This window comes from Sphingopyxis sp. LARHCG72 (genome assembly GCF_052871675.1).
Genome location: NZ_JBIXJU010000002.1, coordinates 278,036 through 304,242 on the forward strand (window position 1 = coordinate 278,036; position 26,207 = coordinate 304,242).

A 26,207-nucleotide genomic window follows, 5' to 3' on the forward strand; every position below is an offset into this window, starting at 1 on the left:
GGGTCCGCCGGTGGCGGACCCGCGAGGGCGAGGAAGGCCGGGGCTTCATGGCGGGCTTTTGAGCCGGGAGAGCGTCTCGCGGCGGCCCGTCATGGAGAATGGCCATGGCCAGTGCAAAACGAAAGATCACCCTCAGCCCGTCGCGCGATATCCCGTTCGACCGGCTGGTTCTCAGCCAAGCGAATGTCCGGCGCGTGAAGGCGGGCGTGTCGATCGGCGAACTCGCCGACGACATCGCGCGCCGCACCCTGCTGCAGAGCCTCAATGTACGCCCGCAGCTTGGGGATGACGGCGAGGAGACCGGTCTCTTCGAAATCCCGGCGGGCGGTCGGCGCTATCGCGCCCTCGAACTGCTCGTGAAGCAGAAGCGGCTCGCGAAGGATGCGCCGGTCCCTTGCATCGTCCAGTCGGCCTCGGGCATCCTCGCCGAAGAGGACAGCTATGCCGAAAACGCCGTCCGCGAGAATCTGCATCCGCTCGACCAGTTCCGCGCGATGCAGGCGATGGTCGACAAGGGCGCCGAAGTCGAGGCGATCGCGGCGCATTTCATGACGACGCCCGCCGTCGTGCGCCAGCGCCTCAAGCTCGCATCGGTATCGCCGGCGCTGCACGACCTCTATGCCGAGGATGAGATGACCCTCGACCAGCTGATGGCCTTCACGGTGTCGGACGATCATGAGCGGCAGGCGCAGGTCTGGGAGCTGCTCGCGCACAGCTTCAACAAGTCGCCGGCCTTCATCCGCAGCAAGCTCACCGAGAACAGCGTCCGCGCCGCCGACAAGCGCGTGCGCTTCGTCGGCGTCGATGCCTATCTCGCGGCGGGTGGCGGCATCGTGCGTGACCTGTTCGAGGCCGACGACGGCGGCTGGCTCACCGATCCGCCGCTGCTCGACCGGCTCGTCGACGAGAAGCTGAGCGCGATCGGCGAGCGGATCGGAGCGGAAGGCTGGAAGTGGGTCCAGACTGCCATCGACCTGCCCTATCAGGCGACGCGCGGTCTGCGCTGGCTCGAAAGAACCGAGGTCGCGATGACCGAAGAGGAGGAAGCGAAGCTCGCGGCGCTTGAAGCCGAGGCTGACGAACTTTCGGACAAATGGTCCGAAGAGTCCGACGTTCCCGAGGAGGTGCATGCGCGGCTCGAGGCGATCGAGGCCGAGATCGGGGCGCTCACCGACCGGCCGCAGATCTTTGACGTGACGGAGATCGGTATCGCCGGCGTCTTCGTATCGATCGATTATGATGGTACGATCCGCGTCGACCGCGGCTTCGTGCGGCCCGAGGATGAGCCGGTCGTGGATGCGGTGGAAAGCGGCGACGGCGGCGAAGGGGACGGAATGTCCGCCGGCGAGACCACGGGCGGCGCTGCGGCCGATCCGGGCGCGGCTCCGGACGCCGATACTGGTGCCGACGAACCCGAAGAGGAAGGTCTGAAACCGCTCCCCGAGCGGCTCGTTTCCGACCTCACCGCCTGGCGGACACTGGCGTTGCAGAATGCCTTTGCACAAAGTCCCGAGGCGGCCTTCGGCGCGGTGCTGCACGCGCTTGTCCTGTCGGTCTTCTACCGAACCAGCCATGAAACCTGTCTGCAGCTGTCGGTGTCGCCCGTCTATTTCACCAACGAGCCGGACGGGCTTCGGGAATGCGCGCCGGCGCGGTCGATCGAGGCGCGGCATGAAGCATGGCGCGACCGGCTGCCCAAAGATGACGTCGATCTCTGGGATGCTTTGCTTGCTCTCGATGCCGCCGAGCAGGCGAGCCTTTTCGCGCACTGCGCCTCGCTCGGTGTCAACGCGCAGGCCGAGATCGTCCCCAAATATGGCAGCGGGCGCGTCTCGCACAGCAGCGTCGCGCGGCGGATCGCGCACAGCCATATCCTCGCGCGCGCGGTCGATCTCGACGTCGTGGCGTCGGGGTGGCGGCCGACCGCCGATGGCTATTTCCGCGGCGTGACCAAGGCGCGGCTGCTTGCCGATGTCGCGGAGGCCCGCGGCGCGGAGTTCGCCGGCATGATCGACCATCTGAAGAAGCCCGACATGGCGCGCGAAGCCGAAAAGCTGCTCGAGGAGTCGGGCTGGCTGCCCGAGCCGATGCGCACGCCGGTCGTGGACGCGGATGCGGAGGAAACGGCCGCAGGCGAGGATGATGTCGCCGCAGCGACGGCCGGCGAAGACGGGGCTGGCGGAGAGGAAGCTGGCGACACCGACTACGCGGCAATCGAAGGCGACGATGCCGGTGGCGATCTGACCGAGGTCAATGACGACCGCAACGGTGACGATGGCGACTGGGACGAAATGCCCATCGCCGCCGAATGACGAAGGGCGGGGCGGCTTCGGTCGCCCCGTCTTTCTCGCCACCAGGTCCGGCGCGCGCCGGACCCTGCGGCATTTTCTTGAAATTTGCGGACGCCCTGTGCCATCCTCCGGTCTTTGCCGGCAGGGGCTGTCGGCGCCGTTCGCACGGGGCAGTCGTTCGCTTGACGATCGTCTGTCCCGCGCCCGTCGCCGGAGTGCCCCATGGACAGCATAGCCGATATTGTCACCCGCCTCGCCGACAATGCCGAGGCCGTCTGTCGCCGCTACCTTCCCGCTGGCCGCCGCGAAGGCCGTTACTGGCTCGTCGGCGATATCCACGGCACCCCGGGTCGCAGCCTCTATGTGCTCCTGTCCGGTGAGGGCGGCGCGCGCGGCCGGGCCGGCAAATGGACCGATGCCGCGAGCGGCGAACATGGCGATCTTCTCGACATCATTGCCGCGAGCTGCGGTCACGCCCCGATGCGCGACACGCTCGCCGAGGCGCGGCGCTTCCTGAGCCTGCCCATGCCGCTGCCGGGTACGGCTTCGCCGCGCGCTCGCAAGGCGTCGCAGGGAACGCCCGCGGCGGCGCGGCGGCTCTGGGCGGCATCGAAACCGATCGAGGGCACGCTGGTCTCGGTCTATCTGGCTTCGCGCGGGCTTGGCGTCGCGGGCGCGGAGGGATCGCTGCGCTATCATCCGCGCTGCTATTATCGCGCTTCGCTGGGCGATGCCCCCGATGAGCCGTCGGCATGGCCCGCGATGATCGCTGCCGTGACCGACGATCGGGGCGCCGTCGTCGGCGTCCATCGCACCTGGCTGGCGCCGCCCGGCGGCAAGGCGCCCGTCGCCGATCCGCGGCGCGCCATGGGCCATCTTCTCGGGCACGGCGTTCGCTTCGGCGCTGCAGGGGAGGTCATGGCCGCCGGGGAGGGCATCGAAACCATTCTGTCGCTGCGCGAAGCCTTGCCCGAACTGCCGATGGTTGCCGGGCTGTCGGCGGCGCATCTTGCCGCCATCGTCTTTCCCCGCGCGCTGCGCCGTCTCTATGTCGCCTTCGACAACGATCCCGCCGGGACGGGCGCGTTGGAGACCCTTGCCGAGCGGACGGTCGATGCCGGGATCGAACTCGTTCCGCTGCCGCCCGAGCGTGGCGACTTCAACGACGATCTCCGCGCGCTGGGGCGGGCGCGATTGGCCGGGCGTCTGAGGCGGCTGCTTCGGGGCAATGATGCCGATCGCTTTCTCGTCCGCTGAGCGGCCGGAAGGGAAGGGCGCGGGCCGGGGGCGTTCGGGCAGGGCATCGGTCATCTGGCCTTTCCCTTGTCCGGGGCCGCGCCTTCGGCCTTCGCTGGAGGGCGACTGCGGCACGCGGGGGCGGGCGCCGCAATGGCTTGCCGGGCGGCTATTTTCCGCCGGGGCTCGCGCCCCTTTGCATCGCGAAACAAAATAGCCTTGGCATCGCCATCCTCCGCTGGCGCTTCGGCCGCGCGGGGGCTCGCCCCCTCGCGGTGCGGGCCCGCCCCGCGTGCCGCGAGGCGTCGCCGCGAAGGCCGCGAAAGGCGCGGCCGCAACCGGAGACCAAGCGCCATGACCGACGATGCCGACCATCCCGACCCCGACGCGTCCTTCGAATCCGGCGCGAGCGCGCATCTTCTCGAAGAAATGCAGCTCTACGGCTATCGCCCCTTCGAGGACGAACCCGACGGCCGCCCGCTTCCCGACGACCGGCTCGCCAGCGGCGCCGTCGCCGATATCTTCGATGCGCTCGCGGGATGCCTGGAGGGCACGAGGATCGAACCCGATCTCGAGGACCTGCTCTGGGGCGTCGTCAACCTCTTCCACGGCGCGGGCACGCGGATCGAGCGCGAACTCGATCGCAATGAGGTGGCGCAGCGCGAGCTTCAGCGCAGTCAGGATGGCAGCGAAATCCGTTCGGTCGAACTCGAGCGCTCGATCGCCGAAGGCATCTCGATGATTGAGCGGCGCGACGCGATGGAATTTTTCCGCGAATGCGCTGCCGAACAATATCGTATCCATGCCCGCAAGGCCTGGGTTCCGCGCACCGGCTCGCGGGTGCGGCATCAGACGATGACAGCCGCGATGATCGACAGCCGCGACTTCATGGATCGGCGGCTCCGGGAAAAGGCGAAGGCGCTGATCCCCGAGGGCACGCGCATCGCTTTCTCGGGCGGCCCGTCGTGCAACGATCACCAGCATATCTGGTCGGCGCTCGACCGAGTCCATGCCCGCCATGCAGACATGGTTCTCCTCCACGGCGCGACCCCGACCGGCGCCGAGCGCGCCGCCGCCTGCTGGGCCGATGCCCGCAAGGTGCCGCAGGTGGTGTTTCGTCCCGACTGGAACCGCGACAAGAAGGCCGCACCCTTCAAGCGCAACGAGCGCATGATCGACGCGATGCCGGCCGGGCTCATCGTCTTCTCGGGCACCGGCATCCAGGACAATCTCGTCGACAAGGCGCGGGCGTTCGGCATCCCGGTCTGGGATTTCCGCATTCAGGAGGCGCGATGAGGTGTCGGTCTGGATCCGACCGCGCTTGCCATCGGGCGAGCATGTGACCACAGAAGGAAGGAACGATGCGTAACGATCTCGATCATCTCCCGGCAAACAAGCAGCGCGAACTCGAGCGCGTGAAGGCGATCATCTTCGAAGAATTCGAGGACGCTTTGGCGCTCGGCACGATGAGCTGGAAAAAGAAGGGCCGGATCGACAAGGTCATCCTCTACGGCAGCTATGCGCGCGGCGGCTGGGTCGACGAGCCGCACACCGCCAAGGGCTATCGCTCGGATTTCGATCTGCTGATCATCGTTAATGACAAGCGCCTCACCGACAAGGTCGACTTCTGGGCCAAGCTCGACGACCGGTTGATGCGCGAGCTCGCGATCGACCGGACGCTGCACACGCCGGTGAACTTCATCGTCCACACGTTGCAGGAAGTGAACGACGGGCTCGCGCACGGGCGCTATTTCTTCATGGACGTCGCGCGCGACGGGATTGCGCTCTACGAATATGACGACAAGGAATTGCACCAGCCGAAGCCGAAGACGCCCGATCAGGCGCTGGCGATGGCGCGGGAGTATTTTGACGAGTGGTATCCGGCAGCGGCTGGACGATTAGACACCGCGAACTACACCCGTGGCCAAGGCCGATATCGGGAGTCAGCCTTCGATACTCACCAAGCTGCGGAATTTCTCTATCACTGTGCATTGCTCGTCTGCACTTTCTACACGCCCCATGTTCACAATCTCGGCTTCCTACGGACCCAGGCTGAACGGATCGATATGCGTTTGGTCGACGCATGGCCGAGGGAATTGAAGGTGGATCGCGCGCGATTCGAAAAGCTGAAGGAGGCCTACGTGAAGGCGCGCTATTCCAAGCATTACCGGATCAGTGAGGAGGATTTGCTCTGGCTCGCCGGGCGTGTCGAGGAACTCGGCCGGGCAGTACACGCCATTTGCTCCGAGCGCGTTGCGGAACTGGAAGCTCGCGCTGGCGTGTAGGGGCTTCCGGGATCTATTTCTTTCCTCGGAATCGCTCGAACCGCTCCCGACCTTCGACCGTCTGGATGGCTACATCCGCATTCGAGCATTCCGTCCCCGTTGTCGTATCTGATGCACGCGGCCGAAGAGCTGGGCTATGCTTGGGCATATCGTACTCTAGACAGCCGAGCCTTCGGGCTGCCGCAGCGGCGTCGGCGGTTCTATTTCTTGGCTCAAAAGAACGCAGACCCTGGCGAGACGCTTTTATCCGATGCAGGAACTCATTTACTACCCAACAAGCCAGTCCTGACGAGACCTGTTGGCTTCTATTGGACCGAAGGCCGGGCTGGCCATGGCCTCACGGACGACGCCATTCCGCCGCTCAAGGCGGGCTCAACGATTGGGATCCCGTCTCCACCGGCAGTTCTATTTCCCGATGGAGGCGTAAAAGTGCCGACCATAGAAACGGCCGAGCGGCTACAAGGTTTTCCGGCTGGCTGGACTGAAGCCGCCCCGCACCGCCTGCGTTGGCGTCTGATCGGAAATGCGGTACCGTCGCCAAGGTCGGCGGCCCGTTCATGCTTGCGGAATATGCCGATTTTACCAACTGGGTCGTCGCGCAGGCGCCGCGCGCGCCTGATTTCATCACCACGCTCGCATCAGCCGGTCCGCTTTTCGCGCAGCTTCTTAACCAATATCTCGAAAGGGCGGCCCACTCGACATGGGACGTTTCGAACCCGTTGGCGACCGCGCTTCCCTCGATGGACGTCGCGCTCTCGCTCACCGTCGACAATGAATGGGCCTTCAAGCTAGTCGCAGCGGTCGCGCGCGGTGCCGCATGGAATGGATTCGGTCCGCTTCAGATCACGAACAACCAGTTCAACGATGTTCCGAACCTCAAAGCCAAGGCCGTGGCTTATGCGCAGACCGATTCTGCAAACGCCGCGCTACTGCTTGCAGCAGCGGGGGTGCAACAGGATTTGGCTACCTTTCAGACAACCTATTTCTGACGCCGGTCCGCCGAACGGACAAGGCTTTCCCGAACGCGCTTCGCGCCACACTGCAGGCTTGCCGCGAGGCGTTCCATAATGAAGCAAAGGCGCGCCGTCCCGCAAGGGATCGCGCGCCGGGACTTAGCCAGACTATGAGCTATGGCCTGTTACGGAGTCGGCGCTGCGCGGCTAGTTGATGGCGCCGAGGATACATCTAAAGCAAATGTCCGCAATCAGTCGGCGACCGACATAGGCACATCGCCGATCTCGACAACAAAGGTAACAGCCGTAATGAGCGCGACGCCGCGCATCGCCTGATAGGCCTCAACGACCGGGCCCATTGACCACGACGACATTGCCTCGGAGACCTGTTTTGTGAGCCTGTCCAAGCGAACCGCGGCGTCCTCAATTGCCTGTATATATTCGGCCAGCACAATGTTTTGCGCGGGGTGTTCAAAACTCTGAACCGCAAGCCACCGACTATGCACCCGCGTCCAGGGCGCGCGACCGGCATAAATGCGACCATGCCTCAGAAGAAAAGACTGAAGATGCTGTCGCGCTTTTCTCAACCCATCATTTGCGACCTCACGCGCACGCACCAGATCGCGAACAGCTTCATGCGTTTCATCTGGCACCCATACCGACGTCAGCTCTCCAGCTCGATGGAGCCGGGCCAAGCTTACAGCGTCGCGACGGTTGGTCTTGACCCGGTCGCCCGGACGCCTGGGAATGAGCGATGGTGCCACCACCGAGCAACAATGACCAAGCCCAATGATCTGCCGGTAAAGCTCGTAACCGGTCGGACCCGCCTCGTAGCAGAAGTGGAGCTTGCAGCCGCGTTTCGCGAGCTTCGCTACCATCGACGCTACCGATGCCGGCTCTGCCGAGATGTCGCCAAAAAATCGGACTTCACCATTCCGTTCGCCATCGGCAACCGCGACCGAAATCTTCAATTTTGATGTATCGAGTCCGACGAAAAGTTCGCTATCCTTATCCATGGTCCGCCCTCGCTTAAGCATGGGGCTAGGTGCCGGCCCGTCCGGCGCAATCCCCGTTTCTTGCTTACTACGAGGGCGGGCTACGTTGGCAGACCGAACATACGGTCTTCTGGTGAGAACTGGAGAGAAGCGGACATTCATATTGCACCGAGTCAGGCGCTTCGACAGTGCTCCCCAGCTGATGGCGTATCTTGGCCTTGTGCCGTCTGAAAGCTCAACCGGAGATCGGGTGCGGCGTGGCGGCATCACCAAGGCTGGTAACGTGCGAGCACGTCGCGTGCTGATCGAGGGCGCGTGGACCTATCGCTTTCCTGCCCGGGTGAGCCGCGACATCGAGGCGCGTCTGGACGGGCTACCAAGATCGGTTCGCGAGATCGCATGGAAAGCCCAGATCCGGCTATGTGCGCGTTATCGTAAGCTCGTCATGGCAGGCAAGACCAAGGCCGTCGCCGTCACTGCAATCGCGCGGGAGATGGCCGCCTTTTTGTGGGCGATCGGACAGGAGGTCGCTCCCGCAAAGGCGGCGTGAAACGTCATCGTCGATCAACCGCAACAGGAGAATCCCGAATCCATACCTTCTGCTGATGTGCAATATTGGGGGCAGGGCCCCGGTGGAGAACCCTCGTGGCAGCTTTGTGGCAGGCTAAAAGCCCACGCCCGACCGAAAGACCGAGGCAGCTCCAGACGAACCTACGGAAATGCGGTAGCCAACCCGCGCATAAGAGTATGTCAACCGTCGTCGAAAGCCCTGCCTCCAACTTTGCACATCAGCTTGAACCGACTTGCTTCATCAATGCTGATGAGAGGATATTGCCATGCCAAAAGCTCTTGTAAACGAACATAAGAGCTGCCTGACCGCAAACGGCCAATTCCGGAGATAAATTGGACTGTTTTAGGAATAGGCAGAAAGTGCCGGAACTTGCGTTTGCTGACCAACGTTTAGTTTCTGTCCAAAGCGCAGTGGAGTGCGGGCCCCTTCGGGCTCGCTGAGTAGGCGTTTGGCGGGGACCAAAAGGTGGGTGCACAGACGATACTCGTCGTCGAGGACGAATTCCTGATCAGGTTTATGCTGGCCGATAGCTTGCGGGACATTGGTTATGAGGTGTTGGAAGCGGCGGACGGAGAAGAGGGGTTCGACATTCTGAGTTCTGGTCAGCTTGTCGATCTCTTGGTCACCGACGTCCGGATGCCCGGCGGCATCGACGGCATGGAACTGACGCGGCGCTCGAAATCGCTGGCGCCCGGTCGTCCGGTTATCGTCTGCTCAGCTCATCTGTTCAGATCGGAGTCCCATCCGGCCGACGAATTTCTCGCAAAACCTTACACGGTCGCCGAACTCGCCAATGCGATTGCGCGGCTGATTGGAGATCCATGGCAGAAAAGCTCCCAGACCCACAGTGCCTGATCGTTGCAGACGCCGACGTCCTGATCCGTAACGCGCTCGCTGATTATCTCCGGCACTGTGGCTACAAGGTCTTCGAGGCGGCAACGTCGGACGAGGTCATCATCGCGCTCGAAGAAGGTGCGGTAAAGATCGACGCACTGCTGGCCGACGCACAACTGACCGGTCGATATAATGCATTCGAATTGCGCTTATGGGTCAAGGATCACTTTCCCGATGTCGAAATTGTGCTGGCTGGCAGCATCGATTCGGCCGCAAAAGCGGCGGGCCATTTGTGCGACGAGGGACCCCATCTCCAAAGGCCCTATGATCCTGAGAGTGTGGCAGCGCACATCAAGCGGCTTCTGGCTGCGACCCGGCGTCAGGACTGCTAGAGCGTTCAGTGCTTCAAAAGAGCCGTCGGCTTTGCCGCAATGTCGTTTAGAGACCGGACAGCCGTTTAGCGGCCAGGTCCAGTGGTTACCACGGTCCGCGCTGTATCGAACCCGAGAGTAAGCGAACGCCGCAGGCTATCCATCAACGCAATGCGCGTCTCGATTGGCGATCAGCCTTTCGCGGATGCGCTGGACATCAAGCGTTTGAGATCGAAAATCGGAAGCGATGGCTCGTAGCTGCCTTCGAGTACGGCCAAGAGATATCGGGCCGCGTTGCGCACATATTCCTGCTCGCTCTCGGCCGCACGGCGGATCGATCCGAGCGCGGGGGTTGCGGCAGAACCGACGAAGCCGAGCGAATTGATGGCATGGAGCTGAACCTGCCAGCTTGGCGCTTCGTCGATGAGACTGGTCAGCACCGCGACCGGTTCGCGAGGATCACCAAGCGCCGCCAGTGTTTCCGCCGCGACGATACGGACCAGCGGCGAGGGGTCGCCGCGCATCAAGGTCAGGAGGGCGCCCGTGGCAGGCGCGGCTTCCGCACCCAGGATCAGCATTCCAGTGGCCGCCCAGTAGCGCAGCACCGCGTGCGGGCTCTTGATGGCCCGCCGCAGCGCGGGAAGCCCCGTGGCCTCGCCCTTGGCCGCGATCGCGGCGAGGGCCATGATTTTCGCGAGCGGATAGACGCCGGCGGCCCGGCTTTCCATAAAGCCTTCCCCCTCCATGGTTTCCGGGAGAAAGCCATTGTCGTTGATCGCGATCATATGGGTATCAAGCGCGCCGCGCAGCTCGGTGAGCTTGGTCCGTGCAGCGGCATCGGCCGCACGATTGTCGATCTCGTGCGGATCGGCGTCGAGGTCGTAAAGTTCTTCGAACGGCTTTTTTTCGAAGAAGCGATTCTGCACAGGGTTGAGAGTGCCGGCCCGATGCGCGGCCTCCCAATCCTGATAGCCCTTGGCAAGCCATTGGAAGGCCTGGTGCTGACCCCACGGACGGTGCGGCATATAGTTGCGAATATAGCGCCAGCGCCCGTCGGTGACCGTCCGGACGAAGTCGATGCGCTCGTCCATGCGATTGCGCATGGCGAAGGCGTAGCGATCGGGTCTGGGCGGACGATTTCCGAGCAGCGCGCGTCCGCGCATCTGCGGCGGTTGGGTTACACCGGCGAGCGCCAGCACGGTCGGGGCCAGATCGACGAAGGACACCGGCGCTGCCACCTCGCGTCCGGGCGCGACGGGCAGCAGGTGACGCCATTTGGGCGGCGCATAGACGACCATTTCGCAGCGCAGCCCCTCTTCGTAACAATAACGCTTCGATCTGCCGAGTACCCCGCCATTGTCCGAATAGTGAAACACGATCGTGTCCTCGGCGAGCCCGTCCGCGTCGAGTTCGGCAAGCCGGTCAGCGAGCTGGCCGTCCATCCGCTCCATAAGATTATAATAGCTGGCGAAATCCTGCCGCATGCCCGGAGTGTCAGGCAGGAAAGGCGGGATCGTCACCATCTCGGGCTTCACGCGTCCGGCGGTCGGACGGAAGATCCGCGATTCATGCGTGGTTTCATAGTTGAAAACGGCCATGAAGGGCTGGCCGGCGGGCCGACTGCGCCAATGGGCCCTTGCTCCCTGAATATCCCAGATCGCCTCGGGCGAGATGTCGCAATTATAGTCGGTCTTGCTGTTGTTGGCGCAGAAATAGCCCGCTTCACGCATCAGCTCGGGATAGGTGCGGAACCCCTTGGGCAGCTTCCCCACGGCGCGCATCTGGTTCGCGGGCGCGCAGCTCTCGGGATAAAGGCCGGTGAGGATCGCAAAGCGCGAGGGCGCGCATACCGGCGCGTTCGAATAGACCTTGCGGAAGAGGACACCCTGGCGTGCAAGACTGTCGATCGTCGGCGTATGGGCGAGCTTGTCGCCATAGGCCCCGGCATAGGGATTATTGTCTTCGCTCACGAGCCAGAGGATGTTGGGGCGTTCGCGTGGTGCGCCCTTCGCTGCACCGGCGCTGAGCGCCGCAAGACCCGCCATGCCGCTCACGATCGTCCGCCGCGAAATGGGGGCGCCGGCCGGCAGATCCTTCCCGCGCATCGTCATGATGATCGTCTCCCTGGAATAGGCATTAATAGACCCACTCGGTTTTTCTTCCGGCGATTGTGACCGGTCGCGTGAGATGGAGGTTCCAGAGCGGAGCGGGCAGGCTGGCCCGCCATTTTTCGACGTCGACCTCGAGCATATGGTTTAATGGCGCATTGTCCGCGGCGATGCTTTCGCGCTCCCACGGGTCTGTGTCCAGATTATAGAGATGTGCCTCGTTCCAGTCATGTGAACGCCAATATTTGAACGGGCCGTATCGCGCCGCGAACACGGGCTCCTGTCCCCAAATCAGCAGGCGCGGCGTCGCGCGTGGCACCCGCGCGGCCATCACCAGGTCTTCGCCATCCAGCCCGGGGGGGAGAGCGGCGTCCGGCGCCGCCGCGCGCAGGACCGTCGGGACGATATCGACCGAAGAAACCGGAGCGTTGATAATGCCCTGCGGTTTCAGCCCGGCGGGCCATGAAAGCAGGAAGGGCACGCGGATGCCGCCCTCGAGATAGGTGAATTTGCCGGCTCCCCAGGCCTGATCTTCGCTGCAGAAGCCGAACTGGACCGGGCAGCCATTGTCAGACAGAAAGATCACGATCGTATTCTCACGGCTCCCTTGCGTTTCCAGCTTGTCGAGTATCCGCCCGATACCGGCGTCCATCGCTGCGATCATCGCGACATAGGTGCGGCGGGCGGAGTCCTTGATGTGGGGAAATTTGTCGTACCAGCTTTGGGGCACCTGCAGCGGCCAGTGCGGTGCGCTATAGGCGACATAGGCAAAGAAGGGTATGTCCGCCGCCTTGCCGATGAAATCGACCGCACGGTCGGTGATCTCGTCGGTCAGATATTTTCCGAAATTATCGACCGGCAGGCGGTTGGCGCCTTCGATGACGACGCCATTGCCCGACCGGGTGGTGAACGGTGGCTTGTTGGCATCGGCTTTGGTGGGCGTAGTGACAATATCGGGCGCCTTCGGATCGACATGAACCGTCTCGCCCGCGAGAAATCCGAAGAATTCGTCGAAACCGCGATTGGTCGGATAGAAGCGGTCTTCGGCGCCAACATGCCATTTGCCGATCGCCGCGGTGCGATAGCCGAGCGGCTTCAATCGCTCCGCGAGGGTGGGTTCGGACGGCGGCAGACCCGCGCCCGGATCGCCCTTGTCGCTGATATTATAGGTGAAGCCGAACCGTTGCGGCATTCGGCCCGTGAGCAGACCGGCGCGAGACACCGCGCAGACCGAGGCGGCGACATAACCGCTCGAGAAAGCCGCGCCGGACCTGGCGATCCGATCGATATGGGGGGTCGGCACCTCGCTGCGCCCATAAGCGGATACGTCGGGCCAGCCGAGGTCATCGGCCACGATGACGACGACATTCGGCTTTGCCGCCACTTGGGTGGCCGGCGTTTTCGCCGGTGCGGTCGGGGAGGACGCGGCGGGCCGTGCATGCGCGGAAGTGGCCCATCCCCATGGGGCGAGGATTGCGGATCCCGCCAGGAGCGATAGAAATAATCGCGCCTTCGTCGGCTTGCGGCCTGTTCCTCGTTCGCGGTCCTCACGCGAGCAAGCGATAAAACGCCACCGCTTCGCCCTCATTTGTCGGGTTTGCCCTTGCCGCCGTCCTCACCTCGCGTGCCGCCCATGACCGGGTAAGGAAGAAAAGCTCGCCCTTCTTTATGCGCCTTCTCCTTCATCGGATTGTCGGGAATAATATCGTCGAGCCGGTCGAGCCGGTTCGGCTCGACCTGCCAGGCGTCGGGGAAAGGGGCCGACCCGGTGCCGTCGCGGTTGCGGCGCACGCTTCCGCGCGCATAGCGCGCGGTAAAGGGAATGGCGTGATCGCCCGCGCGGTTTGCCAAGCCCTTGTACAACGCAGCGCGCAGCGCGACCTTGCGATCGAGATAGGCCGGATCGTCGATCAGATTATGCATTTCCCCGGGATCTTTCGAGAGATCATAGAGCTCCTCGGTGTCGTAGACCCCGTAATATTGGATATATTTGATCCGGTTGCGCTCGATCGCAAAGGTGCCTGGGGTCATCGGGAACTGCCAGTCCCAATAATATTCATAGATGAAATCGGGCGGCGACCATTTCTCTGCGGACATGCCGCCGGTCATCAGCGGCAGCGCGCTCAATCCCTCGAACTGCGGCGGAGCGGCGGCACCCGCGAGATCGAGGAAGGTCGGCGCGAAATCGAGGTTGCGGATGCGGCCTGCGTTGGTTTTCCCCGCCGGGACGAGGCCGGGCGCCCAGACCACCATCGGCACCCGCACCGAGCCTTCATAGGCGTTGCGCTTGTCGATCAGCCCATGGTCGCCGATCAGAAAGCCATTGTCGGAGGTGAACACGATCATCGTGTCCTTTTCGAGCTTGTTCGCGCGCAGATAGGCGAGAATCTCGCCCACCCCGTCATCGACAGCGGACAGCGTCGCATAATAGCTGCGCAGATATTCGGTCATCTTCATGTCGCTGTTGTAGAAAAAGTCGATGCCATGCCATGTGTTGCGCTGATTATAGACCCACATCGGCTTGCCCTTGTAGTTTTCGGGCGTGTTGGCGGCGCTCGCGGGAAGGGCGAAATTCACCTTGTCATATTGATGCGCGTAGCGCGGCGGCGGCATCGGGTCCGAATGCACCGCCTTATGGCTGAGGTAGAGAAAGAAGGGTTTCTTCGGGTCGCGTTCCTTCTTCAGCCAGTCGAGCGCGTAGCCGCCCAGTTCGTCGGTGATATAGCCCTTTTGGGGCACATGCTTGCCGTCGACGTTCAGCTTGTTCACGGCCCCCGCGCGGACCGCCGCGGGCGGCAAATCTCCTGCCGGCCAGTAACTGCCCTGTCCCTGGAAACTCACCCATTTGTCGAAGCCCGCGCGCGGGGCGTCGGTGTCGTTGCCCATATGCCACTTGCCGACGAACGCGGTCTGATAGCCCGCTTGCTGCAGATAGGATGGGAAGAAGGTGAGGCCCTCTTCCGACGAATTGGTGTTGTCGACGACCTGATGGTTGCGCGCGGTCTGTCCGGTCAGGATCGTGGCACGGCTGGGGCTGCAGAGTGAAGAGGTGACGAGCGTGTTCGGGAAATAGCTGCCCTCGCGCGCGAGCCGGTCGATATTCGGCGTCCGGACCTGCGACTGGAGAAAGCCGAGGCCATCATATCTGAGATCGTCGACGAGGATGAAGATGATGTTGCGCGGTTTGCCGGGGGCGGCGGGTGTCGCAGCCGCTGGTTTGGCGGACGCGCAGGCAGGGGCCAGCACCAAGGCGGCAGTTGCGGCCAATATGAATTTCCTGAAGCGCATCGGATACTCCCCTAGATTTCCAGCTCACGGCGGCCGCGGCATTCTCACACTTGTTGTTATCCGATATGACAAGCTTGTCAATTCTATTGGAGCGAGATAGGGAGGGTTTGAAAATGAAGAGATCGGCAGCGACGCATCGCGCGGCGAGGCCGGCGATCAAAGGGAGGGACCTCATGCGAAATATCTCTAAAATGGCGCTTCTTGTTGGTGCGGCGACGGTCATCGTCGTGACGCCCGCCGCAGCGCAGACCGGCGAATCGGGAACGGGCGAAACGGCAACCGATGCTGTCGATGCGGGCGAAATTGTCGTGACGGCGCAAAAGCGTAGCGAACGGCTTCAGGACGTTCCGCTTGCGGTCACCGCCGTCACGGGTGAGGCTCTCACCGCGCGCCAGATCAACGACACGAGCGGGCTCGTCCAGGCGGTGCCGTCGCTGACCTTCCAGCAGGGTGCCAACCCGGTTGCCAGCAGCTTCCGCATTCGCGGCGTCGGCACATCCCTGTTCGGGCTCGGCACCGAATCCTCGGTCGCGCTGGTCGTCGATGGCGTCGTCAGCGCGCGCCAAACGCAGAATTTCACCGACTTTGCCGACATCGAGCGCGTCGAGGTTCTGCGCGGGCCGCAGGGCACCCTGTTCGGCAAAAATGCCACCGCCGGCGTCATCAGTGTCGTCACCGCACGCCCGTCGCGCGAGCTTGAGGGCCGCGCGAGCGTGACGGTCGCCGAAATGGACGAATATCGCGCCAGCGGTACGATATCGGGGCCGATCGGCGACACGATCGGCGTTCGCCTGACCGGCTATTATAATGATATCGGCGGCAATATTCGCAATCTCCTGACCGGGAGGGACGCCAACCGGACGAAAAGCTGGGGTGTGCGCGGCAAGCTTGAATGGCAACCGACTGACCGGCTGACCCTGCTGTTCGCCGGCGATTATCGTGAGAGCGATTCCGATTGCTGCCAGAGCGTGCTGGTCAAGGTGGGGAACCCGCTGCGCGCGCTCGTCTCGGGTCCGATCACCGCGCGCGCTGACAATGACGAGGTCTGGAGCAATGGCACGACCGGGGTGAAGAGCGATCAGCAAACCTATTCGCTGCAGGCCGATCTCGATCTGGGCGCAGCGACGCTGACCTCGATCACGGCATTGCAAAAATATCATCTGACCCAGAATGTCGAGGTCGATTCCTTCGGGCACGCGCGGCCGATCTATATCAGTCCGGCGTCGTCGGCCGAGTTCAACCTCAATTATGGCCTCACCGATATCAAGAATTTCACGCAGGAGCTGCGCCTTGCGTCGAACGGCTCGGGCCCGTTCACCTATGTGATCGGCGGCTTTTATTCGAAAGTTTCGATCGACCGCTATTTCTCGCGCCGGCGCGCCCTGTGCCTGATCGGCGTTGTCGGCCAGCCCTGCGCTGCCCCCGTCTATCAGTCGCTCGCCAGCGATTCCGACCTGTCGAACGAAAGCATCGCCGGTTTCGGCCAGGTCGAGCTTAAGCTCGTTGGCGGTCTCAAGGCGATCGGCGGCCTCCGCGTCCAGTATGAGAAGATCGCCGTCGATGGCGAGCGCTTTGGCGTGCTGGTACCCGGCGATGCGCTATATGGCGGTACGCCGAGCGTCCGCGCCGGCACATCGGCCAGCGACACCGCCGTCACCGGCAAGGCGGGGCTGCAATATGAGTTCAGCCGCTTCGCGCAGGCCTATGGCACCTATACGCGCGGTTACAAGGGATTGGGTTTCAACACCGAAATCTCCGCCGATTTTGGCGGTCAGGCCCCGGTCCTGCCCGAGCATGTCGATGCCTATGAAATCGGCTTCAAGGGACGAACGACCGACGGCACCTTCGGGATCGCTGTCGCCGCCTTTCTCGCCGATTATACCAATCTCCAGGTCCAGGCGAACCGCTCCGACACGTTGAACGGCGTGCCCGCCTTTATCCAGACCAATGCCGGCTCGTCGCGCACCAAGGGATTCGAGATCGAAGCGACCTTTCGGCCGTCGCGGGCCTTCTCGCTCACCGCGGCGGTCACCTATGCTCACAATAGTTTCGATATCGACGGGCTTAACTGCCCGCAGCAGTTCCAGCCCGGCGCGCCGGTCATTGCGATTGGCGGAACGCGCCCGGTCAACAGCTGCTATCGCTATCAGTTCCGCAACAATGCGGGAACCTTGATGACCAGCGGGCCGGTCCAGGACGTCAAGGGCGGCAAGCTGCCCGCTTCGCCGCAATGGCGCATCAACCTGTCCCCGCGCTACGAGCAGGAGCTGTCGTCGAACCTCGCTGGTTTCGTCCAGGCTGACCTCTCCTTCCAGAGCGACCAGGGTTTCGCGCTCGAGCAGGACCCGCTGCTCCAGCAGGACGGTTTTGCCATCGTCGACCTGTCGCTCGGTGTGCGTCAACCCGAGCGCGGCTTCGGGCTGACCCTGTATGTCAAGAATTTGTTCGACCAGAATTATTATTCGGGCATGACCGCCGGCGTCCTGGTGCCTGCGAACCCCACCCTCGTCGACAGCTTTGCCAACCGGCCGCGCAACGCCGATCGCTATGTCGGGGCGACGCTCGACTACCGCTTCTGATGCGCAAGGCATGGCTCATCGCGCTGCTGGCGCTCGGCCTTCCGGTGGCAGCGCTCTGCCAGCGCGGGGCCGTGCGGCCCGCATTGGCGACAAGCTATGCGGGCGGGGTACGAACCATCGCCGACCTGCCCTACCGGACGATCGATGGCGAAGCACTGACCCTGGACCTGTATCTTCCACCCAAAGGGGGAGGAAAGAGGCCGGCGGTCCTGTTCGTCCACGGCGGCGGCTTCATTCAGGGGCACAGCCGGATGATGGGCGCCGAGACCGATTTCCCGGCCCGTCTCGCCGCCCTCGCGGCAAAGGGCTATGTCGTCGCGTCGATCGAATATCGGCTGGCACCGAAGGCGCGCTTCCCGGCGCAGGTGCGCGATGCCAAGGCCGCGGTGGCATGGCTGCGAGAGCACCGGGACGACTATGGGATCGACCCCGAGCGTATCGCGATCTGGGGCTCGTCGGCGGGCGGGATGATTGCCGCCTCGGTCGGCACCAGCTGCGGCGTTCGCGATCTCGATCCCGAGGGTGCTGATGCCGGCAGCCGCGACAATTGCGTCCAGGCCGTGGCCGACTGGTTCGGTCCGACGGCCGCCGATTCCGATCGTCTCTCGGCCATTTATCTGGGTTGTCTCGCCAGCCTCAATTGCGATGCCGACCGGATCAAGGCCGCCAGTCCGATCAGCCATATATCGGCGGGCGATCCGCCTACGCAGATCGTCCACGGCGACAGCGACGATCTTGTCCCGCTGGTCCAGTCGAAAGTGTTCGAAGAGGCCTTGCGCACCGCCGGCGTCGCGGTGGAGCTTCGTGTGATCGCGGGGGCCGGGCACGGCCTGCGTGCCAATGATCCGGCGCACCAGAAGGCAGTTCTCGACGATGCCTTCGCGTCGTTGACAGGCTTTCTGGACCGGACGATAGGTTCATCTTCCTCACATGGGCGCGCTCCTGCGGCCGCGGCGGAAGGCAAGGCCGGAGACTAGGTTTGGGCGTCACCATTCACGATGTTGCGGCGCGCGCCGGGGTTTCGATCAAGACCGTTTCGCGCGTGATGAATGCCGAGCCCAATGTTCGCGATGCCGTGCGCGAACGGGTGCGGGCGGCGATGGCCGATCTCGATTATATTCCCAACGCCGGGGCGCGGCGTATGGCCAGCGCCCGTTCGCTGCTGATCGGCCTGTTCTTTCATCCCAGGCTGGCGAGCTATATCACGGGGATTCAGCTCGGTGCCGCGCGGCAGTGCCGCGACCGCGACTATATGCTCGCCGCCGAGCCGATTGAATGGCCGGCGGTCGATGTGGTGGCGCTGATCGAGCGGACGGTCCGTCGCGCCCATCTCGATGGCGTCATATTGGTGCCGCCGCAATCGAATGACATCGAGATTGTGGCGCTTCTCGAACGTCTCCAGGTGCCCTTCGTACGCGTGTCGCCCACCGCCGAACCCGACCGCGGCGCGAGCGTGTTCGTCGACGACCGCCGCGGCGCGGTCGAAGCGACGCGGCATCTGATCGCGCTGGGTCACCGCGACATCGCCTTTCTGGGTGGGCCGTTGGCGTCGAAGGGGAGCGCTCCGCGCCCGCGGCGCGACGGCTTTCTCGATGCCATGGCCGAAGCGGGGCTACCGGTTCCCGAAGCGCGGATGATCTATGGCGAGTTCACCTTTTCGTCGGGGCAAAGATGCGCCGACACGCTGTTGAGTGCGCGCGCGCGGCCAACCGCGATCGTCGCCGCCAATGATGCGATGGCAGCGGGCGTCCTGTCGGCGGCCGCGCGGCGTGGCCTCAAGGTCCCGGACGATCTGTCGGTAACGGGTTTCGACGATGCCGAGATCGCGAGCGTCGTCTCGCCGGCGCTCACGACGATCCGCCAGCCGCTCGAGCAAATCGGGGCCGCCGCCGCCGATATGCTGCTGGCCGCGCAGCCGAGCGGCAAGCTCGATCCCGTGCGACGCCGGCTCGACATCGAACTCGTGGTTCGCGAAAGCACCGCGCCTCCGCGGGCCGGTTGACCCGCCGAAGGCGCCGGAACGCCGCGATCAGTTTGCGGCAGGCGGGAGCGCGGCGGGCGGTCGCATTCCGACGATTGCCGAAGGCTGGGTCCGGTGCGGCGCGAAACTGGATCGAGCGGCTTCGATCCGCGCGGTCAGGTCGGCGACGACGTCGGGATGGCGCTGTGCGACGCTATAGCTTTCCGCCGGATCCTTTTGCATGTCGTAAAGCTGCGGATAGCCGCGCGCGGGCAGATCAAGCAGATAGTTGCGGTAATAGTCTGCGGTGACGAGCTTCCATCGCTGGGTTCTGAGTGCGACGACATCCTCGTCGTCGAAGAGCAGCAGGCCGTCGTGCGGCGTCGGCGCGCCGCGCAGGAGCGTCGCGGACAGGTCGCGGCCATCGATTGTCACGCCGGCGGGCGGCGCAACCCCTGCCATGGCGCAAAAGGTCGGAAGGAAATCGATACTCATCCCGATGGCGTCGCTCCGACGCCCCGCCGGAATCGTCCCGGGACGCCAGACGACCGCGGGGACGCGGTAGCCGCCGTCATAGCCGCCGCCGCCCTTGCGTTGGCGTAGCCCGCCGGTCGCGCCTTCGAACCAGGGGCCATTGTCCGAAGTAAAGAACACCAGCGTGTCGCCTGCGATGCCGAGTGTCTTGAGGCGCGCGAGGATGCGCCCGACGATCGAATCGATCTCCTCGATCACGTCGCCATAGGGGCCCGCTGCCGATTTGCCGTGAAAGTCGGGGTGGGGGACCGCCGGCAAGTGCGGCGCGCTGAGCGCCAGATCGAGAAAGAAGGGGCGGCCCCGGTTGGAGTCGATGAACTCCAGCGCCTTGTCGCAGAATTTTTGCTGCAGCGTCGCGATGTCGGCGGGCGATGTCTCGGTTTCTGCGCCGCGCCGCGCTTCATAAAGCGCGAGCGGCTTCATGTCGTGACTATAAGGAATGCCGTAATAATAGTCGAAACCGTGCCGCGTCGGCAACCAGTCGGAGCCGGTGTGTCCCAGATGCCATTTGCCGACGAGCGCGCTGCTGTGGGTCGGCGCGAGTGCTGTAGCTATCGTCTTTTCGCTCATAGGCAGGACGCGCTTGTCGTTGGGCATGATGACGCGATGGCCAAGGCCGGTGCGAACCGCATAGCGGCCGGTCAGCATCGCCGCGCGCGAGGGGGTGCAAACATTCGCGCCGGCGTAGAAGTCGGTCATCGTCGTGCCCTGGCGCGCCATGCGGTCGAGATTGGGGGTTCGGATCGCGCCTTTCGCGGCGGCGCCCCAGTCGCCATAGCCCATGTCGTCGCACTGGATGACGATGAAGTTCGGTGGCCGCCGCGTCGCCGCCCATGCCGATGGCGCAAGCAGGGCGGCGGCTGCGCCGCCCAGGGCGCTCGTGAGCAGGTCTCTGCGGTCCATCGTCATCTCCCTCGTGGTTTTGCAGCCACCATAGCGGGAAATCGAATATTGACAAGCTTGTCATTCTTGTGGATGAGGCGGCATTGCATGCCTTGCCGGCATGATCCTATCGGAGAGATTTCATGCGCCTTTTCCTTTCGCTCGCCCTGCTCTTGGCCAGCCCCGCGCTGGCACAAACCACACCGGCCCCGGCGCCTGCCGCCGAAAAATTGTCGATCGATTGGCCCATCGAGGCGCTCATGGCGGATCCTGTGGGGAAGGCTGTTATGGACAAGGAGATGCCAACCCTGATGTCGCATCCGGCCTATGAACAGTTCAAGAGCATGAGCCTTCGCCAGCTTCAGCCTTATTCGGGTGGCGCGATTACCGACGAAAAGATCGCGGCTGTTGAGGCTGCCCTCGAAGCCGCGAGCAAAGCTAAATCCTAAGTCGCGGACAAAGGAGCGGTCGGGTCGATAGAAACGGGGGAGTTTGGGTGATGCGAGGAAAATATGCGGCAACGGCAATGGCGATCATGTTGGCGGGAACGTCGATGACGGCGCAGGGATATGCGCCTGCCGCCACCGATGCGGCCGCCGACGAATGGGCCGCGAAGACCGAAGCGCAGATGACCGACGATGAGCGCTTTTCGATCCTCCACGGCATCATGCCCATTCTCATCGGTCCCTATGCGAATCCCGAACTGAAGACCAAATGGCCCGACGATCTCGTGCCGGGCGCCGGCTATATCATGGGGGTGCCGCGACTGGGCGTCCCTTCGCTGCGCGAAACCGATGCGAGCCTCGGGGTGACCAACCCCTTCGGCATCCGCAAGGGCGATACGGCGACGGCTCTTCCGGCGGGGCTAGCGATTGGCGCAAGTTTTAATCCGGAACTGGCCTTTGCTGGAGCGCGGGCGGTGGCCAGCGAAGCGCGCGCGAAAGGCTTCAACGTCTTGTTGGGGGGTGGCATCAACCTCGTCCGCGATCCCCGCAATGGTCGCAACTTCGAATATATCTCGGAGGATCCGCTCCTCTCGGGCATCATGGGCGCCGAGGCGGTGAAGGGTGCCCAGTCGGTCGGCGTGGTATCGACGGTCAAGCATTTCTCGCTCAATTCGAACGAAACCAACCGCCACACATGGAACGCCGAGATCGATGAAGCCGCGCACCGCGAAAGCGACTTGCTCGCCTTCCAGATCGCGATCGAGCGGGGCCAGCCGGGATCGGTCATGTGCGCCTATAATATTGTCAATGGCGCGCCCGCGTGCGGAAACGATCATCTGCTCAATAATGTGCTCAAGAAGGACTGGCGCTACAAGGGCTGGGTGATGTCCGACTGGGGCGCGGTGTCGAGCGCGGACTTTGCAGTCAAGGGACTCGACCAGCAGTCGGGCCAGCAACTCGACAAGCAGGTCTGGTTCGACGCGCCGCTCAAGGCCAAGCTCGCCGACGGCAGCCTGCCACGCGAACGCTTGTCGGATATGGTCAAGCGTATCCTGCGCTCGATGAAGGCGAACGGCCTCGTCGATGCCGGCGCCGCTCCGGCGGTGGATATGAAGAAACATGCCGAAATCGCGCGCGAGATTGCCCGTCAGGGGATCGTTCTGCTCAAGAACAATGCAGGTGCATTGCCGCTTGCTGCGAACGTCGGATCGGTGGCGGTAATTGGACGCAATGCCCATGTCGGCGTCCTGTCGGGCGGCGGCTCCTCCCAGGGCTTGCCGCCGAGCGGCTGGGCCGCATCGATACCCATCGGTGGTGGCGAAGGATCGATGGCGTCGTGGCGGGTCGAGCGCTGGTTCGCGGGGGCACCGCAAGCGGCGCTCAAGGCCGCGCTTCCCAAGGCGGAGGTTCGCTTCGATCCGGGCCTTTACCCCCAGGATGCGGCGGCGCTCGCCGCGCGTTCGGATGTCGCGATCGTCTTTGTCAGCAAATATGAAGCCGAGGGCTTCGATTCGCCCGATCTGTCGCTTCCGGGCAACCAGGACGCGATTGTCGAGGCGGCGGTCGCCGCCAATCCCAACACGATCGTCGTCCTCCAGACCGGCAATCCCGTTGCGATGCCTTGGCGTGACAAGGTTAAAGCCATCGTCGCGGCATGGTATCCGGGACAGGAAGGCGCTGCGGCGATCGCCGATGTGCTGACCGGCAAGGTCAATCCATCGGGGCGTTTGCCAATCAGCTTTCCGGCGACGATGGAAACCCAGCCGCGGCCCACGATCCCCAGCTATGGAACGCCCGACCGGACAGAAGTCACCGTGCGGATGAACGAAGGTTCGGACGTCGGTTATCGCTGGAATGCGAGCAATGGGATCAAGGCGCTCTATCCCTTCGGCCATGGCCTTTCCTACACGCGCTTCGCCGCCAGCGGGCTGAAAGTTGATGGCTCCACGGCCAGTTTGACGGTGCGCAACACCGGGGACCGTGCGGGCGCGACCGTGGTGCAGCTTTATCTGATGGGCCGCGGCGCCGAAACCAAGCAGCGCCTCGTTGCATTCCAGCGTATCGAATTGGCTTCAGGGACGGAGCGTAAGGTCGATTTGAATATTGATCCAAGACTGCTCGCCGACTGGAGCGGAAAAGGTTGGACCATTCCCGCTGGCGAATATCGTTTTGCGCTCGGGGAGAATGCCGAAACCGTCGGGCCACCAATTCGCGTGAAGATGAAGCAGCGCACGTGGCGTGACTGACAAACGGCTTTGGGTGGGGCGTCGTCTGGCAAGTCGTCATTGAGGCATTCTGCGTTTATGATGGGCGGACTTCCACCTGGAGTCTAATAGTTGCGTAAGGCCATGAAATCATCGACGGTGAAAAATGTGCCGACGGCTTCCACCTGTGGCTCGTCGATTGATTTCGAGCGTCGGTTGGCCGGCATGATCCGTGTTGAGGGTGGGACCTTTTCGATGGGTTCCGATGCATTCTACCCGGAAGAGGCGCCAGTGCGGCGCGTCCGGGTGGGAGACTTTTATATCGACGCCAGTCCCGTTACCAATCGAGAATTCGGCGCCTTCGTCGAGAGTACAGGTTATTTGACAGACGCCGAGACTGCGCCCGATCCGCGCGACTACCCGGGTATGGACGCCGCTTTGGCGGTTCCGGGCTCACTCGTCTTCGAACGCACGCGAGGGCCTGTGGATCTCGAGGATTTTACCAACTGGTGGCATTTCCGGGCTGGCGCCGATTGGCGTCACCCGACGGGCAGCAATAGCGCGATCGACGGTCTTGAAGATCATCCGGTGGTGCATGTGACGTATCGGGATGCGCTCGCTTATGCCGAATGGGCGGGGAAATCGCTGCCGACAGAGGCCGAATGGGAATATGCCGCGCGCGGCGGTCATGACGACGGACGCCCTTATGCATGGGGCAGGGAACTGGCACCCGGCGGCGTGATGATGGCCAACTATTGGCAAGGCTTGTTTCCGTTCTCGAATCTCTTGACCGATGGATGGGAACGCACATCGCCCGTGAAAAGCTATCCTCCCAACGATCTCGGCATTTACGACATGATCGGCAACGTCTGGGAGTGGACCGCGGACTGGTACGCGATGCCGCAGTTTGGTGCCAAGCGGAAGCCGGGCGCTTGCTGCATCGTCGATAATCCCAGAGGTGGCCGTAAGCGCGAGAGCCGCGATCCGAACATGCCGGATATCACGATCGGGAGAAGAACGCTTAAGGGCGGGTCGCATCTCTGCGCTGAAAATTATTGCAGGCGCTATCGCCCCGCTGCCCGCCACCCACAGACCATTGATACATCGACCGGCCATATTGGCTTCCGCTGTATCGTCCGCTTTTGACATTTCTGCCTTTGAAGCGGCCGGTCCGGAGTCGGCCAGCATCGGTAAGCACTGCGGCTTAGGCGATCATGATCGGCTTCGATGTGAGATTCTTACTTCAGCTGCATCTCGATAGTGAATTCGCCGGCGGACGGCCCTGGGGCAGATAGGTCGCGCTGACCTTTTGGTCCGTCGGCATAGGCTTGAACGATTATGAAATATGTTCCGTCGGCCGGCAGGTATCGATCGAGCACGCTGTCATAACCCACGTCGCCTTTATACTGGGCGTCACTCGAACGGAGCATTTTCGGATCGCTCGGGCCGCGCGCTATCCAGACTAGGCTGTGGGCATCGGAAGAACGCACCGCTACCTTCACGCGCTGCGCCAATCGCCCTTCGAAGCGGTAGAGAACGGCCGCCCGCGCTGGGTCGAACCGGGAGACAGCCGCCTGTGCAAAATTGCCCGAGATTAATTGCCCGGGAGCGATTGGGAATGCCGGTCCGTAATCGGTCGCGATCGTCGGGAGCTTCGTGATTCTGCGCATCCAGTCCGGTTCTGGCGGCGGCGGGGGAAGTGCCAAATCCAGCGACAACTCGAGTTGTGAACCCGGCGGAGCAATGGGCGCGAGATAATAGACTCCGTCTTTGGGCAGTTTTTGCCGAATGCGCGCGACGGTCGTCGCCTCCCGCACGGCAAGGGCAGTGCCGTCGGCGTCATAAAGGACTGCAGCGATGAGGCCTGTGCCACGCAGTGTGATTGTGATCTCGCTTCCGGCCAGCGCCACAAACTGCCGCAGATTGGCGTCGCCCCCCGACATCTTCACCAGCGTGCCGGGAATGATGCGGGGGGGCGATCCGCGCGGTGGCGATGGTTCCGGTGGCGTCGTCTCGCGCAGATCGGGGAACGTCTGCGCGCTACCCGTAGGCACCTGCGCACCGGCTATCGGGATCGCAAAAAGGCTGGCCGCAGCCAGAAAGGCCTTCATTGGGCGCGTCCTCGGCGGCGCAGTTCCTCGAAAAACTTGCTGAGCTTTGCTTGATATTCAGCATCTGCTTGCGCGGCACGGGCTGCCGCACCGACGCGAGCATCCGCTTCGCGGCGCTGCGCGATTATTGCGGCCCGCGCTGCCGCTTCTGCATCAGGCTGTGCGACAGGGGCCGCTTCTACCGTCAGAACGGCTCCGGCGGGTTTAGGCGCCGGCTTGCCGGTGATCGCATAGGGACCGGTCCATCCTGTTAGTGTGAACTGGCGCTTCTCCTCGGTCGTGATCACGTACTGCCGCCGGTTGAAATAGTCTTCGCCTTCGCTGGGGCTGGAATAATAGAACCAGCAGGTGACGCTCTCTTCGGTTCCAAGAGAAGCGCGAAAAGCGTTCTCGATGTCGACCGTGGACGTGCTCGGCGTTTTCTGCATGAGCCCTGACATGCGATATATGTCCGTCGGTTCGCGCCGTTCGCACCATCCATAGGTCGTTTTTTCTGCCGCCTGTGCTGGCATGCTGATCAGACATATTGAAACTAAGATTGGCCAGGCTCGCATAGGCA

The 26,207-nt window shown here is 63.3% G+C and carries 21 protein-coding genes and 1 pseudogene; 15 read left to right on the top strand and 7 right to left on the bottom strand.

Annotated features, from left to right (window positions below; genetic code table 11):
• The first annotated feature begins 104 nt into the window (after positions 1 to 104).
• The 6 genes and pseudogenes from ACIPPQ_RS06520 (at position 105) to ACIPPQ_RS06545 (ending at position 6,801) form a co-directional block, all read left to right on the top strand.
• Complete coding sequence (locus ACIPPQ_RS06520; protein ID WP_446543328.1) at positions 105 to 2,312, top strand: ParB/RepB/Spo0J family partition protein; 2,208 nt, start codon at positions 105 to 107, stop codon at positions 2,310 to 2,312.
• A gap of 201 nt (positions 2,313 to 2,513) precedes the next feature.
• Positions 2,514 to 3,548, top strand: coding sequence for a DUF7146 domain-containing protein (locus tag ACIPPQ_RS06525; RefSeq protein WP_446543329.1), 1,035 nt, complete (start codon positions 2,514 to 2,516; stop codon positions 3,546 to 3,548).
• 333 nt (positions 3,549 to 3,881) lie between these two features.
• A complete protein-coding gene (locus tag ACIPPQ_RS06530; RefSeq protein ID WP_446543330.1) occupies positions 3,882 to 4,823 on the top strand; it encodes a DUF2493 domain-containing protein in 942 nt (313 codons plus the stop codon).
• A 65-nt stretch (positions 4,824 to 4,888) separates the two neighbouring features.
• Complete coding sequence (locus tag ACIPPQ_RS06535; RefSeq protein ID WP_446543331.1) at positions 4,889 to 5,812, top strand: HEPN domain-containing protein; 924 nt, start codon at positions 4,889 to 4,891, stop codon at positions 5,810 to 5,812.
• 111 nt (positions 5,813 to 5,923) lie between these two features.
• Positions 5,924 to 6,028, top strand: a pseudogene (locus ACIPPQ_RS06540) (DNA cytosine methyltransferase); the annotation flags it as partial.
• A 341-nt stretch (positions 6,029 to 6,369) separates the two neighbouring features.
• Positions 6,370 to 6,801, top strand: coding sequence for a hypothetical protein (locus ACIPPQ_RS06545; RefSeq protein ID WP_446543536.1), 432 nt, complete (start codon positions 6,370 to 6,372; stop codon positions 6,799 to 6,801).
• 215 nt (positions 6,802 to 7,016) lie between these two features.
• On the opposite strand, the gene ACIPPQ_RS06550 is transcribed toward ACIPPQ_RS06545, so the two are convergent.
• Positions 7,017 to 7,781, bottom strand: coding sequence for an IS110 family transposase (locus ACIPPQ_RS06550; protein WP_446543332.1), 765 nt, complete (start codon positions 7,779 to 7,781; stop codon positions 7,017 to 7,019).
• Positions 7,782 to 7,800: 19 nt separating this feature from the next.
• On the opposite strand from ACIPPQ_RS06550, the gene ACIPPQ_RS06555 reads away from it, so the two are divergent.
• From ACIPPQ_RS06555 to ACIPPQ_RS06565, 3 genes are all read left to right on the top strand, one after another.
• The gene (locus tag ACIPPQ_RS06555; protein WP_446543333.1) at positions 7,801 to 8,310 is read left to right on the top strand and encodes a transposase; all 510 of its coding nucleotides are present in this window, start codon (positions 7,801 to 7,803) and stop codon (positions 8,308 to 8,310) included.
• A gap of 486 nt (positions 8,311 to 8,796) precedes the next feature.
• Complete coding sequence (locus tag ACIPPQ_RS06560; protein WP_248459784.1) at positions 8,797 to 9,186, top strand: response regulator; 390 nt, start codon at positions 8,797 to 8,799, stop codon at positions 9,184 to 9,186.
• On the top strand, positions 9,153 to 9,557 hold the full coding sequence (locus ACIPPQ_RS06565; RefSeq protein ID WP_446543334.1) for a response regulator: 405 nt from the start codon (positions 9,153 to 9,155) through the stop codon (positions 9,555 to 9,557). The genes ACIPPQ_RS06560 and ACIPPQ_RS06565 overlap by 34 nt, the downstream gene beginning before the upstream one ends.
• 170 nt (positions 9,558 to 9,727) lie before the next feature.
• On the opposite strand, the gene ACIPPQ_RS06570 is transcribed toward ACIPPQ_RS06565, so the two are convergent.
• From ACIPPQ_RS06570 to ACIPPQ_RS06580, 3 genes are all read right to left on the bottom strand, one after another.
• Positions 9,728 to 11,647: a sulfatase-like hydrolase/transferase gene (locus ACIPPQ_RS06570; RefSeq protein ID WP_446543335.1), complete on the bottom strand. Its 1,920-nt coding sequence runs from the start codon at positions 11,645 to 11,647 to the stop codon at positions 9,728 to 9,730.
• Positions 11,648 to 11,672: 25 nt separating this feature from the next.
• A complete protein-coding gene (locus ACIPPQ_RS06575; RefSeq protein WP_446543336.1) occupies positions 11,673 to 13,028 on the bottom strand; it encodes a sulfatase-like hydrolase/transferase in 1,356 nt (451 codons plus the stop codon).
• Between the two features lie 200 nt (positions 13,029 to 13,228).
• On the bottom strand, positions 13,229 to 14,911 hold the full coding sequence (locus ACIPPQ_RS06580) for a sulfatase family protein (protein ID WP_446543337.1): 1,683 nt from the start codon (positions 14,909 to 14,911) through the stop codon (positions 13,229 to 13,231).
• Positions 14,912 to 15,105: 194 nt separating this feature from the next.
• Between ACIPPQ_RS06580 and ACIPPQ_RS06585 the strand changes: the two genes are divergently transcribed.
• Genes ACIPPQ_RS06585 through ACIPPQ_RS06595 form a run of 3 tightly spaced genes read left to right on the top strand, consistent with a single transcriptional unit; the run spans position 15,106 to position 19,513 of the window.
• Complete coding sequence (locus tag ACIPPQ_RS06585) at positions 15,106 to 17,511, top strand: TonB-dependent receptor (protein ID WP_446543338.1); 2,406 nt, start codon at positions 15,106 to 15,108, stop codon at positions 17,509 to 17,511.
• The gene (locus ACIPPQ_RS06590) at positions 17,511 to 18,488 is read left to right on the top strand and encodes an alpha/beta fold hydrolase (protein ID WP_446543339.1); all 978 of its coding nucleotides are present in this window, start codon (positions 17,511 to 17,513) and stop codon (positions 18,486 to 18,488) included. The genes ACIPPQ_RS06585 and ACIPPQ_RS06590 overlap by 1 nt, the downstream gene beginning before the upstream one ends.
• A 2-nt stretch (positions 18,489 to 18,490) precedes the next feature.
• Positions 18,491 to 19,513 (top strand): LacI family DNA-binding transcriptional regulator, encoded by a 1,023-nt coding sequence (locus ACIPPQ_RS06595; protein WP_446543340.1) that lies wholly within the window; start codon positions 18,491 to 18,493, stop codon positions 19,511 to 19,513.
• Positions 19,514 to 19,540: 27 nt separating this feature from the next.
• Here the strand turns inward: ACIPPQ_RS06595 and ACIPPQ_RS06600 are convergent, their stop codons facing one another.
• Entirely contained in the window at positions 19,541 to 20,908 is a 1,368-nt protein-coding gene (locus ACIPPQ_RS06600) for a sulfatase-like hydrolase/transferase (RefSeq protein WP_446543341.1), read from the bottom strand.
• A 122-nt stretch (positions 20,909 to 21,030) separates the two neighbouring features.
• On the opposite strand from ACIPPQ_RS06600, the gene ACIPPQ_RS06605 reads away from it, so the two are divergent.
• From ACIPPQ_RS06605 to ACIPPQ_RS06615, 3 genes are all read left to right on the top strand, one after another.
• Complete coding sequence (locus ACIPPQ_RS06605) at positions 21,031 to 21,336, top strand: hypothetical protein (protein WP_446543342.1); 306 nt, start codon at positions 21,031 to 21,033, stop codon at positions 21,334 to 21,336.
• Between the two features lie 77 nt (positions 21,337 to 21,413).
• Entirely contained in the window at positions 21,414 to 23,579 is a 2,166-nt protein-coding gene (locus ACIPPQ_RS06610; protein WP_446543343.1) for a beta-glucosidase, read from the top strand.
• Between the two features lie 183 nt (positions 23,580 to 23,762).
• The gene (locus ACIPPQ_RS06615; protein WP_446543526.1) at positions 23,763 to 24,683 is read left to right on the top strand and encodes a formylglycine-generating enzyme family protein; all 921 of its coding nucleotides are present in this window, start codon (positions 23,763 to 23,765) and stop codon (positions 24,681 to 24,683) included.
• Positions 24,684 to 24,775: 92 nt separating this feature from the next.
• Here ACIPPQ_RS06615 and ACIPPQ_RS06620 read toward each other — a convergent pair whose 3' ends face one another.
• Positions 24,776 to 25,648: a hypothetical protein gene (locus ACIPPQ_RS06620; RefSeq protein ID WP_446543344.1), complete on the bottom strand. Its 873-nt coding sequence runs from the start codon at positions 25,646 to 25,648 to the stop codon at positions 24,776 to 24,778.
• Positions 25,645 to 26,076, bottom strand: a complete 432-nt coding sequence (locus ACIPPQ_RS06625) for a hypothetical protein (RefSeq protein ID WP_446543345.1) — start codon at positions 26,074 to 26,076, stop codon at positions 25,645 to 25,647. The genes ACIPPQ_RS06620 and ACIPPQ_RS06625 overlap by 4 nt, the downstream gene beginning before the upstream one ends.
• Between the last annotated feature and the right edge of the window lie 131 nt (positions 26,077 to 26,207).